Raw genomic sequence first — 12,806 nt, 5'->3', positions numbered from 1 at the left:
CCTTCACTTCAATGCCGATGGTAATTGACATTACAGATTAAAATTTTCATATTATTCCTCCAGCTGTTAAAACATATCATTGGAATGGTATTCCAGCAAAGCACGAACTTATTTTATTTCTTATTCTATCACGCTTTTAATACAATACAACATTCCTTAACAAAAATTAAGAATTCTCAGTCAAATTTACATTGCAATCTTTTGTTATTAAAGACAATATTTTTTGTTCAAAATTGTTGACATAATACAACTTTAGAGTTAAGATAGAAGCAGAATTTTTGTTTTTTTATTATTTGTAAAAGTGTAAATAAACGGAAGAAAAGAGGGACCAAATATGAACTATGAATTTTCTATCACCAAGACGGCAAATCCAAAGCAGAAGCCTGATCCAAAGGGACTTCGTTTTGGTACTGTTTTCACCGACCACATGTTTATCATGGATTACAGCGAAGGCAAAGGCTGGAATAACGGCCGCATCGTTCCTTATGGACCGATTGAACTGGATCCTGCGGCAGTGGTGCTCCATTACGGTCAGGAAATGTTCGAGGGACTGAAAGCATACAAGACGCCCGAAGGCCGTGTGCAGCTGTTCAGACCATATATGAACGCAAAACGTACCAACAACACCAACGACAGACTCTGCATTCCAGAAATCGACGAAGATTTATTCGTAGAAGCCATCAAAGCTTTGGTCAAAATCGATCAGGACTGGATTCCAGAAGGTGAAGGAACTGCTCTTTACATAAGACCTTTTATCTTCGGTGACGAGGCGTTCCTCGGTGTCAGAAGATCTATGACCTATAAATTTATGATCATCCTCAGTCCTGTCGGCCCTTATTTTGAAAACGGTCTCGCGCCTACCAAGATGTACGTAGAAGACGTCTATGTCAGAGCGGTCAAAGGCGGAACCGGTGAAGCCAAATGCGGCGGAAACTACGGCGGCAGCCTGAAAGCACAGGAAATCGCCCACGACAAAGGTTACGAGCAGATTCTCTGGCTGGATGCTTATGAACAGAAATACATCGAAGAAATCGGTGCGGCCAACGCCTTCTTTGTCATCGGCGACGAAGTGGTTACTAGTGAACTCAACGGTTCCATTCTGCCTGGCATCACCAGAGATTCCATCATCGCCCTTTGCAAGAAAAAAGGCATCAAAGTCTCAGAAAGAAAAGTCTCCATCGACGAACTGGAAACAGCTTACAGAGCTGGCCAGCTGAAAGAAATGTTCGCATCTGGAACAGCAGCTATCGTCTCTCCTGTCGGAGAACTGCTCTACAAGGGTGAAAACATGGTCATCAATGACAATAAAATCGGTCCAGTCGCACAGGAAATGTATGATACTATCTACGGTATCCAGACTGGCAAAGTAGAAGACTTTATGGATTGGACGGTTCCAGTAGAATAAGCTATGGATAACACTTTATTTGATTTAAACAGACAGTTAAATGCCCTCTCCGTTTTTCGAAGTATACTTGAAACCGATGTTGTTTCGAGCCTTCAAAAACTTTTATATGCGATTGAAAAAAGCTCCTTAGACGAGCAACTCAATCTCTATGGAGCTTTTTCAAGAGCATTATATGAACAAGGTGGCAATTTAACAGAATTTGTAAAAACGTTTATCATAGAAGATGAAAACTTCTTTTTGATAAAGAGACTTAATAATGCCATAATAAGTCGATCTATTTACGAGTGTCTCGATGAGGAATTGCTTGTTTTGCAAAAACTAGCCAATATAACCACTCCTCAAATCAAAGACTTAATTAATTATGATGAATACCTTCCTCGTTGGGATACTCAGAAAATAGATTTGAAAAAAGAGTACGACGCGATGCTGGATTCCCTTTCCTCAAGAGGACATGGAATCTTTGCCAAGTACAGGACATTTAAAGTCGACGATGGTAAGCTTCTGCCAGTGAAAAATGCTGACCAGCAGACCATCGACCAACTATACGGTTACGCCAGAGAGCGCAACCAGGTTCTTGAGAACACCAGAGCTTTGGCAGAAGGCAAACCTGCCAGCAACGTCCTCCTCTATGGAGATGCTGGCACTGGCAAATCCTCCACTATCAAGGCCTGTGCAAATGCATTCTATGATCAGGGAGTACGACTTGTTGAGTTTGATAAATCTCAACTGTCTGATATCCCGGCAGTTATAGACCAATTGTATGATAACCCGCTGAAGTTCATCTTTTATATCGATGACCTCAGCTTTGGCCAAAATGACGACGCATTTTGTTATCTAAAAGGCATCCTAGAAGGAAATGTGACCAGCTATTCCAAAAATATTGCCATCTATGCAACCAGCAACAGGCGGCATTTGATCAAAGAGTCTATGGACGACCGACTGGGCACAGATCTTCATCTCAATGATACCCTACAAGAGACCATGAGTCTGTCAGCCAGATTTGGCCTAACCATCACCTTCTCCAAGCCAGAAAAAGACCTCTATCTGGAGATTGTCAAAAGCCTGGCAGCAGAGTACGGCGTAGCGATGGAAGAATCCGAACTGTACCGCAAGGCGGAAGCCTTTGCAATCCGTTCAAACGGCAGAAGCCCGCGGACGGCTAAGCAGTTCATACAACTCGTTAGCATTGGTATTAAATAATACTATGATAAATAAACTCCTTAAATTATAACGAAAACAGACAGCCTGACCCTTTCGGTCAGGCTGTCTGTTTTCATTTTCTAAACTCCCCGTCACCCCGAGAATTGGATCCCAGACATAATATTTACCGCCGTTCATCAGATGCTTTTCCCTTATTTGTAATAAATCACAAACTTTCCTTCTCGTTTTCACGCAGCCTGTGCAAGGATACCGCCATATAGATATCATAAGCCATGGGCATTTTAGCCAAGTCATAACCAAGCAGCATCCTGATTTTATTCAGACGATACAGCACTGTATTTCTGTGAACATAGAGCAGTGCGGAAGCCGCCTTCAATCCAGAAGACGCATCAAGAAGGTAACAGGCCAGGGTCTCCATCAGTTCTGGTTCTCTGTCATCCATAATTGGAGTCAAAAGATTGAGATAGTATTCTTTCTCTGCATCGATCGAGTTGAAAAGTTTCTGTACTCTGCGAGCATAATGCATATCCTCCTCGGTGAACTGCCTTTTATTAGGATAGATTTTCTGCGCTGCATCTTTGCCAGCCGCATACTCCTTAAAAACAGCACCCATTTTATCAAACAGCTGTTCTGAATGATAAGTAGTACAAAACTTTGCAGCCTGCCATCCTGTCAATTGATTTTGCAGTTCTTCCTCCAGCAGCATGTCTTTTGTCCCGTCTCCGTTAAAATACAGCATGATAATATGAGTACCTAAATGATCAGCAATCAGAGGCACCGCAAATTGCTCAAAAAGACCTCTCGTCTGTGTCAGCCATACTCCTATCTCTCGCTCCTGTGCAGTCTGCAGAAGTTCTATAATGACGGCTTCATTGTAGAGTTCCGCTTTGATCCCAGTAAACTGACAGATATGTCTCACCAGGTCTTCATTGCATTCAAAGAGTGCCGGTATCACAGACTCTTTTGCGGAGACGTTCAGATTATAGTTCCAAAGAGCCGTAAACAGCTGAATGACTTCCACGACCTCACTCATGATGCCGGAATAGAGGATGTCATTGTGGGTAACGGCGCATAACATCAGCTTATTTCCCGCTTTGCCCACAAAAGGCGTGCGAAAGTAAATGCCTTCTTCCCTATCTTCCATGACAGTGTTTTCTGTCAAAATCTTTTCCTCAAAGGTTTCCTTCACCCTATTAAAATCGAGAAAATTGGTTGCCGGCCAAAAAGATGAAGCGATCAGATGATAGCTCTCATCACAAAGAAAAAAACTAGCTTTGGCATAATCGCTGGCAATCTGCAGTGCAAGAGACGGGCTCCGCACTGCCTCTGAAGTCTGAGAAAGCCTTTCGATGGTACTGCTGACAAAATAGTTATTTACCTTCCGGTCATAGAAAATCGCTTCCATGACATCGCTGATCACGTCACTGTATTTCAGTCCCATATCCCTTTCTGGTAAAAGAATGATTGGAAAATTGAGCAGGTCTGCCATTTCGGTAAAACGGTCATCGATATGCCCCAAGATGACGTCAGAATAAAATAAGACCAGACCTACGTCTCCGTTGTACTTGCTCTTCTGCAAAAGCTTGCATTGTGCTTCGACATCATCCTTCATGGTGAAAAGCGCAGATATCAGTAGTTCATTCGGGGTCATGATATCCAGTTCATCTGTATCGTTGAATTCCAAAACGGATACAGTGGTTACGATGCTGTCAAGGCCCTTATGGCCTGCAATCACACGTCCCAAGCTGAGGGACGGCAGCTTGAGGCAATCTCTTAAAGTGATACTCATCTGTTTCTCCTCCTTAAGAGAATAGTAACATAGACGAGATACAGCCACAACCATTTTGTGCTTCGTCACAAATAATAACAAAATTCTTAGGACACTGCTCAAAGACAAAATAATCTGAAAATGATACACTCTGATTACATACTACTTTGAAAGGAGAAACAAAATGGAAAATAACAATAAGCACGTTGAAGCCAATGCACTGACTCCGATTCCTGTTGAGGAACGTCAGGGATGGATTTCCCTCGCCTTGGTTCAAGCTGGAATCTGCGTCTGTGCTTCCTCTTTTTTAGAGGGAGCCCTTCTGGCAGAGGCAATGCCTCTCGGGGAGGCCATTTTAGCAGGCACTCTAGGTAATTTGATCGTAGTAGTTTTAATGACAATCATCGGTTTTCAAGGTTCTGACCTGGGTATTGCCTCCTGTACGCTGTCTGAATCCTCCTTTGGCAAAAAAGGCGCCCGCTATCTGGTCAGCGTAGTCTTTGCCATCAACCTCATCGGCTGGTTTGGCATAACCAATGAAATATGCGGTGACGCGTTTACCAACTTCATGTCAGAGACCTTCGGTATTCAGATCCCCCTCATTGTCTCCAATATTTTATGGGGACTGATCATGTTAATTACTGCCGTATACGGCATGCGCGCGATGGAAAAACTCAACGCGGTTTCGATTCCTTTTCTTTTAATCGTGATGGCCGTTGGCACCTATCTGGCTATCCGGCAATACGGTTTTGATGCTGCAACGGCAGAAGTGGAGCGCAGCATGTCCTTCATGGCCGGCGTCAGTCTGGCATTCGACTTTTATGCAGTAGGCGTCGTAACAGCTGCCGATGTGGCAAGATTTCAGAAAAACAGGGTGGAGACGGCAAAGTCGACAGTCTTAGGCGTATTGCCGGTAGCTGTCATCACCCTCTCTCTCGGTGCTGTTTTAACAAAGATATCAGGGGAATATGACATCAGCTTGGTATTAATTCAAGTCGGACTTCCAATCATTGGCATTCTTTCCATCATCCTTTCCACGTGGACGACCAATTCGTCCAATATCTACAGTGGAGGTCTGGATGTGGTCATGGCCTTCAACCTGCCAGATAACAGAAGACGTGAAGTGACCGTCGTCGCAGGTATCATCGGAACCTTACTGGGCGCATTCGGCGTACTGGACCATATCGAATCCTTTCTGAGTTTTCTTGCCTTTCTGGTCTGCCCTGTAGGCGGTGCCATGATGGCTGATTATTGGCTGGTCGGTAAGGGGAAAGCAGAAAACTGGCATTCTGTCGATGGTGTAAATTGGGCAGGTATCATCAGTTGGGCCGTAGGCGCAGTCCTAGCTTATCTATCCGGATATGCATATACAGGTATTCTCTTCTCACTGGTCGCATATTACATCGCTGAGAAGTTTATCCCGTCAAAGTCCAGGGAGGTGAATAGAAATGAAAAGGTTGTATAAGGAAGATATCATCGACCTGCTCTACGGTTGTACCGTCCTTGGAACGGGCGGCGGCGGCAGTCTGGCACAAGGACTTGAAATCATGCAAGAGGATTTTGAGCAAAATCGTGTTCTAACTGTAGTTTCTCTCAGTGAAATACCCGATGATGCGATGGTGGCCTCTCCTTATGGCTGCGGCGCACCTTCAGCGGCTGCCACAGAGCAAGATCGTTTTAAAAAACTGCCCCATGTGAAAGGCTCCCCTGCTGTCTTGGCCTTTCAGGCACTGGAAGAGTTTTTACAGACGAAGATTTTTGCCATTTCTTCTACAGAACTAGGCGGCATGAACACGGCGGAAGCCCTCCACATCGCCTGTCTTCTGGAACTTCCTCTCGCTGACGGAGATCCCGCCGGACGTTCTGTGCCAGAGCTGATTCATTCCACCTTCTATTTGAAAGGCAAATCCATCACGCCTTTAGCTGTAGCAAGCAAATTCGGTGATGTGGCAATTTTAAAAGATGCCGTCAGTGATTTTAGGGCGGAAGATTTGGTTCGTGCCATGGCCTGTGCCAGCGGTGATGAAATCAGTGTCTGCGATCACCCTATGACAGGTTTGGAGTACCGTCAGTCCATCATCCCCGGCGCCATCTCCCATGCCTGGGAAATAGGCAGAATCCTACGAAGGGCGCGGCGTGAAAATATCGATGCCGCCTTGGCCATCGCAGACGCTATGGGCGGTGCCATGCTTTTTCGCGGCATCGTTACGGCGCTCCCCTGGGAATGTCGTGACGGTTTTGACTACGGAGAAATCCATCTGAAAGGCATCAAAGAATATGACGGCGAAGCATATAAAATTATCTTCAAAAATGAAAACCTTGCCGCTTATAGAAATGATCGCATCGATATCACTGTGCCGGATTTGATCTGCATGATTGATAAAGATGGAGATCCCATGACGACACCGGACTTTCGTGTCGGTGATGAAATGAATGTCTTTGCACTGCCGGCACCGCAGCTATGGACTACTGCTGAGGGGCTGTCCATCTTCGGTCCCCGCTATTTTGGCATCGACGCCGATTATATACCTTTTAAGCAGAACAGGAGGAACGACAAATGAGAGAATTGAACAAACAAGATATGATCGACCTGCTTTACGGCTGTGCCGTCTTGGGAACCGGTGGCGGCGGTAAAATCGACCACGGGTTTGAAATCATGAAAGAAGACTTTGCGCTGGGACGGACGCTGAAGCTGGCCGACTTAGACGAAATTCCTGATGATGGTTATATCAGCATTCCTTACGGCTGTGGCGCACCTGCAGCCGTTGGAGCAGAACTGCCCCCTGACCTGGACAGACTTCCCAAAGTGGAAGCTTCTGCTGTCATAGCATTTCAAACGCTAGAGGAAGAAATCGGGCACAAGTTTTTTGCTGTATCCTCCTCTGAACTGGGAGGCATGAATACAGCAGAAGCTCTCCATATCGCCTGTCTCCTTGATATTCCACTCGCCGATGGTGACCCTGCTGGCAGGTCGGTACCAGAGCTTTCCCAGTCTACTTTTTATATGAAGGGCTTAAGAAGCGAACCGATGGCAGTCGTTACCAAATTCGGAGAAGTCATGGTGTTCAAAGAGATGATTGACGACTTTCGTATAGAAACCCTGGTTCGCTCCATCGCCATCGTCAGCGGCGACGATATCAGCGTCTGCGATCATCCCATGACCGGCAAGCAGTACCGAGAAGCCATCATTCCAGGTGCCATCAGCTATGCTCTGAAAATCGGCAGAATTTTACACCAGGCAAAAGAAAGCGGCGATGATGCCGCATCACAGATTGTCTCCCAAATGGCTGGAAAAATGCTCTTCAAGGGAACCGTAACCGATATGCCGTGGGAACTACGCGATGGCTTTCAATACGGTGATATCTATCTGAAAGGCCTGAACGGCTATCAAAACGAGACCTATCAGATCAAATTTAAGAACGAAAACATCGCTTCTTACCGCAACGGAGAAATCGACGTTACAGTTCCCGATCTGATCTGTATGATAGATAAAGAGGGAAATCCGATGACCACACCGGACTTTTCCATAGGCGACGAGATGACTGTCTTTGCACTTCCTGCCCCACAAATGTGGAAGTGTCGTGAAGGTTTGGAAATCTTCGGTCCCAGACATTTCGGCATCGACGTGGATTACGTGCCTTTCAATCAGTAACATATCATTGAGACATTAAATTGAAACAGGGTTGGCCAGCTGGTCAGCCCTGTTTCAACAAATAGACGCCTCTGGCCTCCGCCTGCACAATCATATCCAGTTCCTCCAGCTGGTGAATCAGCTTCACAGCTTCTTGCCGATCGCAGCCTGTCATTTCACAAAGCAGAGCGTCCGTCAGTTTCTCCTGCAGATCCACCGTGTCTAGTACCCATATCAATAACGCTTTCTGAGATGGATGCATCGCGCTCTTTCTGATCTTTTCCTTCATCTTTTCTCGCCTGAATAACTCTGGCGCGGAATATTCACTTATGGTTTCATGAACATCCATGCTGTTGCTCCATGTTTTTATATCAGAGTACTCTTGATGATTCTGATTCCAGAATTTGATGGTGAATTGAATATCCGTTGAATAGAATTCCGGTGGCTTTTTGTCGCTGTAGAGACGCAGTATTTCTTTAATCCCACTTCCCCTGCGTTCCATCAGATGCATACGGCTTAAAATGTCTGCAATTACTGGATTTCTCCGCTCGGAGGGCAGTTCTGTCAGTTCCAGATTCTGAATCTTTTTGCCGTTGATCATGCCGCCAGGCGAACAGATCACGAGTCTGTCGTTGAACATGTCCACATGGATTTCACTGCCAAGAGAAATATACGAGCGATGAACCAGCGCATTGACTAACGCCTCATGAATCGCTGCCTCCTCATAGTCTGGCCATTCAATCCGCCCGTCTGCAGTCTTCGACCACCGCTTTTTAGAATTATTCTTGACAAAAAGCTTTGCGTTTTCCAAAAGTGACAAAATATTTCCTTCGTATTCCTTATCATCTAAGGCATCTTTAAACAGTGAGCCTGCCTCAAGTCCATCCCATCTGGTGCAGAAGATGCGGGACTGCAGCAAAGGGCACTGATCAGAAAACAGCAGACCCGCATTGGTCAATTTTCCGCTGCGATCAGCTAAACCAAAGGAAATATAGTCCCCTGGTTCTAAAGCTTTGTGCACGCGTTGTCTGTAGGTCGCTTCAAAAATTGAAAAACTAAAATCCGACTTATTATATTCGGTAATCATTGCGTCAAAGGACATTCTCTGACCCTTTAAAATCAGTTCGCTCAAAATGTTAGGAGGAGCCTGTACGCTTTCTTCTCCCATTCTCACATATGGAATCCTGTTACCATCCGAGACGTAATAATACGGAGCCAAAGTTCCTGCTTTGACTTCTAACTTTAAAATCGCTCTGCCATCATCAGCTTTGACTGGTGTCAATATAAAGTAAGCCGCAGGTTCTATCTTTGCCAGTATTAATTCGCTGATTTTTTCTGATGCATTTTGTAAATCCGACAGACCTTCCAAAGAACCATCACTGTTAATTCCAAAGTAAATTGTTCCGCCCAAACCGTTGGAAAATGCACTGACAGTTTTCAGCCAGCTCTTTGCCTTTTTTGTTTCTAATGCGCTCTTGAACTCATATTCTGTTGCCTCTGCAATTAAGTGATCAGTAAAGCTGTCCATGCTAATTTCCTCCAACTATACATTACCATAATTTTACATCAAAATTTGTAAAAATGCAAGACCAATTCCATAATTTTCCAAAATCTCAATCACCCGAGGAACTGTTTTGGGCTACTTCTTCTTTAAGCTTCCCAATCTCATAGATAATCACGCTGGTGCAGGTCACGATCAATCCAACAAAAAAAGATACCATAAAGAGAACTATGAGATAATCAGAAAAAACCATTCCTACGAAAACGCATGTTAAAAAAAATCCTACTGCCGCTACAAGTCCTGTCATAATACTCTGTCCCAGATTCATACTCTACCTGACCTTTCTTCATCAATAGTAACTTTCTTATATGATTCCATATTATCATATTGACTTGCGCATTACAATTCAGAGCTGAATTTCTTTAGAATTTTTAAGAATTAGAATAGACATCGTTCATATAAACGTTAAAAGGAGCGTTCACTCAAAAGTGATCCGCTCCTCTTTGATTTCTATATGTACTTTCAAGATTCCAATGACCACGACTTCATCATCGTCATGGTACTGGACGTTTCGTGTGCGTGCTTTAGCAGCCACAAATAAATTAAATCCCTCTTTTCTTTTTCACTCATTTTGTCACTCATAATTCCCTCCTGACAGGTAAGCCCTGTTTTAGATTTTTCTATAACCCCTTTTGACAGTTCAATTATACAGAAAATTTATGTAGTATATAGGTATGATTTTGTGATGAAATGGTGAACGATGTCTTACGAAATTATTACAGAGCTAATCTGTATAATATCGTAATCGCTCGATCACACTTTCTTTTTCTGTCTTTTTATACATCAAAAGCGGTACTGAGATACAGATGGCAAAAATTCCTGCGATGCAGACTGCCAGCCAGCCCCACGGATAACTGAATACAAAATAGGCAATTCTTTGGTTCATAATCCATTTGAGTGCAAACAGAAGACCGCTTCCAAAAATCATCGTCGCAACCGTCACGACAAGGCTGTAGAAGACCCCCTCTATCAACAGCAGCTTTCGCAGCTGCCGGCGTGTCAGTCCGATACTCTCCATGACAGCAAATTCTTTACGCCGTAAGGCCAGTCCTGTCATCGTAACATTGACATAGTTTACAAGGCCCATGAGAATCAAAATCGTGCAGAGCGCCCCCATGACAATTCTGCTGGATGTAAGGTAGTCCTTCGCTTCTTCCATGACATCTGACTTCGCATTAAACAAAATCATTTCCTTATCTGCCGTATGCTCGCCCAGTTTCCTCTTGGGCGCTATGGTCTTGTTGTAGTCGGCAATCAATAGGTTCAGCTGGTTCTTCAGCAGAGGCTCCAGTTCCGGCCTTACATTGAGTTCTATGCCAAAAGTCTGCTCCGTCAGGTTCATCTTCTGAAAGCCCTCTTCACTAGTGAGCAGATACAGGATGCCCGATCCATTCCACGTCGTCTTAAATTTCGGCAGACCTTTCTTGGTGAAATCCAAGTACCCGCTGCAGGAAAGCGTGCCCGTCTGTTCTCCTGCTAAATTATAGATGTTCAACGGCATGCCGATGGTTTTCTCACTCTTCTCCGTCATAATTCTGGACAAGTTGTGATAGTGGAGAATCATAAATCCATTTCCGTCTAACACGCGGTCCACGTCTACAGTCAGCCCCTCTTCTTCTGCAAAGGATTTGATCTGCTTCAGGATATCATCACTGAGCGCCTGGACGACGAAAGCGAACGAGGTCTTTTTGTCATAACCCCATGAGGCGATTCTCGGCGCCAAGGCCTTTTCATCACTAAAAACTCTGCCGTAGCCGCCGTGAACGACGACTTCTTCTTCAATACCTGCCAAGTCTTCAATCTTTTCTTTAAAATCGTCTTTTATAAAAACGTCGTCATCACTATAGTTTTCCACCTGCATGGCGTTCATATGAGATATGATACTAAAATCCGAATTCTCATAGTTAATCTGATTGGTCTGATCCGTTCCTTTTGAGAGGACAATCGCACAAAGAGAAATGGTGATACCGAGAACCAGGGATAGTACGGTGATACAGAACCGTCTGCGAAAGCGGAAAATATTCCTCCAGGCCATATGAGCAATAGCCCCGCCTTTCGTGGTCTTCTTTACTTTTTCCTTTGTCTCCGTCCTCTGTTCTGTAAACTTTGCCGCTTCTACAGGTGACATTTTGATCACTTTCCTCATGGCCATGGATGCACTGAGGAAAGTCACGACTGCCCCAAAAGTGACTGCAAAAATGAGAATCCATGGTTTAAACGCAATCATGGTCGAGGCGTTTCCCAGACCGTGGAGATACATGCTGGAAAGAAGTTTCGGTATGATCAGCAGGGTTACTGCGCTGCCGATGACCACGCCCATCCCACTGCCCCACAGGACGGTTTTTGTCACCTGACGATAGACGATACGCCTTAGCTGTCCTTTGGTAGTACCCAGAGTCTTCAGCAGCCCGTACTGACGGATATCTCTGTTCAGAGATATCTGCAATACATTGTTCAGCAGCAGATAAGCGCCCAGCAAAATCACAACAGTTAATAAAAATGCCGTGTCTAAACCTCCCGCCAAATCGTAAACAGACTGGTAGCTCATGGAATTTCCGCCAAAAAACTGCTGGGTATCGTCCCTCATCGGCACGTCGTCATACAGCTTCTGTTCTATCTGCTCATCCTCAAGGGTGTCGTTTTGCTGCATCAGCAGCAGAGAATTCATCTCGACGTCGACAGGTAAGCTGTCCAAGAACTGCTGAGAACAAAATCCTCGCGGCGGCGCTACAGAAGGGTCAACGTACTCCGTGTAGAAGCCGGAAAGCCGGAATTCTTTTTTAATCGTCTCTCCGCTGTCTAGTGTCAGTTTTACTGGGATTTTCATGTTCAGCTTGGGATTTTCAATGCCTGTCTCCTTCAGGGCACGAATCGGCAGCATGATTTCGTTTTCCTTTGACGGATAGTCTCCGTGAACATCGGTATAGGCGGGCAGCTGCATGGTCTCATATGCGTTTTTATCTAAAACTTCGCAGGTGAAGACGTCTGTACTGCCCAAATACACTGATTTCCCCGTTTCTTTTATATAGCTGAGGCCTTCAATGGTTTTAATCTGTCGATCCGTCGGTCTTTCTAGCGTCGTATAGGCTGATGTACCAGAAGTTCTCAAGTAAAGCAGATAATCCGCTTCGATTTTGCCGATGGAGAGGCTGAATACGCCGAAGAGGGTGATGACAACAAAGGCTACCGCTCCAATGAGAATGCGGTTGCGGCCTCTGTTCTCCTTATAACTGGCAAAGGCCAGCAGGCGGATGATTTCTCGGTTATTGTTTCTCATGGG

The 12,806-nt window shown here is 44.9% G+C and carries 8 protein-coding genes; 5 read left to right on the top strand and 3 right to left on the bottom strand.

Annotated elements, in window-relative coordinates; translation table 11 throughout:
* Positions 1-334: 334 nt before the first annotated feature.
* Both ACMQ5W_RS15625 and ACMQ5W_RS15620 read left to right on the top strand, forming a co-directional pair.
* Positions 335-1,405, top strand: a complete 1,071-nt coding sequence (locus ACMQ5W_RS15625; protein ID WP_148493854.1) for a branched-chain amino acid aminotransferase — start codon at positions 335-337, stop codon at positions 1,403-1,405.
* 402 nt (positions 1,406-1,807) lie between these two features.
* A complete protein-coding gene (locus tag ACMQ5W_RS15620; RefSeq protein WP_419025981.1) occupies positions 1,808-2,605 on the top strand; it encodes an ATP-binding protein in 798 nt (265 codons plus the stop codon).
* Between the two features lie 166 nt (positions 2,606-2,771).
* On the opposite strand, the gene ACMQ5W_RS15615 is transcribed toward ACMQ5W_RS15620, so the two are convergent.
* Positions 2,772-4,355, bottom strand: a complete 1,584-nt coding sequence (locus ACMQ5W_RS15615; RefSeq protein ID WP_419025980.1) for a PucR family transcriptional regulator — start codon at positions 4,353-4,355, stop codon at positions 2,772-2,774.
* A gap of 163 nt (positions 4,356-4,518) precedes the next feature.
* Here ACMQ5W_RS15615 and ACMQ5W_RS15610 point away from each other — a divergent pair, with 163 nt between their 5' ends.
* The 3 genes from ACMQ5W_RS15610 to ACMQ5W_RS15600 are packed head-to-tail and all read left to right on the top strand — an operon-like array spanning position 4,519 to position 7,986.
* Positions 4,519-5,799: a purine-cytosine permease family protein gene (locus ACMQ5W_RS15610; RefSeq protein WP_419025979.1), complete on the top strand. Its 1,281-nt coding sequence runs from the start codon at positions 4,519-4,521 to the stop codon at positions 5,797-5,799.
* Positions 5,783-6,895, top strand: a complete 1,113-nt coding sequence (locus tag ACMQ5W_RS15605) for a DUF917 domain-containing protein (protein ID WP_419025978.1) — start codon at positions 5,783-5,785, stop codon at positions 6,893-6,895. Before ACMQ5W_RS15610 ends, ACMQ5W_RS15605 begins: the two co-directional genes overlap by 17 nt.
* Positions 6,892-7,986 carry a DUF917 domain-containing protein gene (locus ACMQ5W_RS15600; protein WP_419025977.1) on the top strand — a complete coding sequence of 365 codons (1,095 nt, stop codon included), beginning with the start codon at positions 6,892-6,894 and terminating at the stop codon, positions 7,984-7,986. Before ACMQ5W_RS15605 ends, ACMQ5W_RS15600 begins: the two co-directional genes overlap by 4 nt.
* Before the next feature lie 43 nt (positions 7,987-8,029).
* On the opposite strand, the gene ACMQ5W_RS15595 is transcribed toward ACMQ5W_RS15600, so the two are convergent.
* Both ACMQ5W_RS15595 and ACMQ5W_RS15590 read right to left on the bottom strand, forming a co-directional pair.
* Positions 8,030-9,493: an ATP-binding protein gene (locus tag ACMQ5W_RS15595; protein ID WP_419025976.1), complete on the bottom strand. Its 1,464-nt coding sequence runs from the start codon at positions 9,491-9,493 to the stop codon at positions 8,030-8,032.
* A gap of 757 nt (positions 9,494-10,250) precedes the next feature.
* Positions 10,251-12,803, bottom strand: coding sequence for an ABC transporter permease (locus tag ACMQ5W_RS15590; protein ID WP_419025975.1), 2,553 nt, complete (start codon positions 12,801-12,803; stop codon positions 10,251-10,253).
* Between the last annotated feature and the right edge of the window lie 3 nt (positions 12,804-12,806).

Source organism: Emergencia sp. (genome assembly GCF_048465375.1).
Classification (GTDB): domain Bacteria; phylum Bacillota; class Clostridia; order Peptostreptococcales; family Anaerovoracaceae; genus Senimuribacter.
The sequence above is the reverse complement of the archived record's forward strand: the minus strand, read 5'-3'. Positions and strand labels throughout refer to the sequence as shown.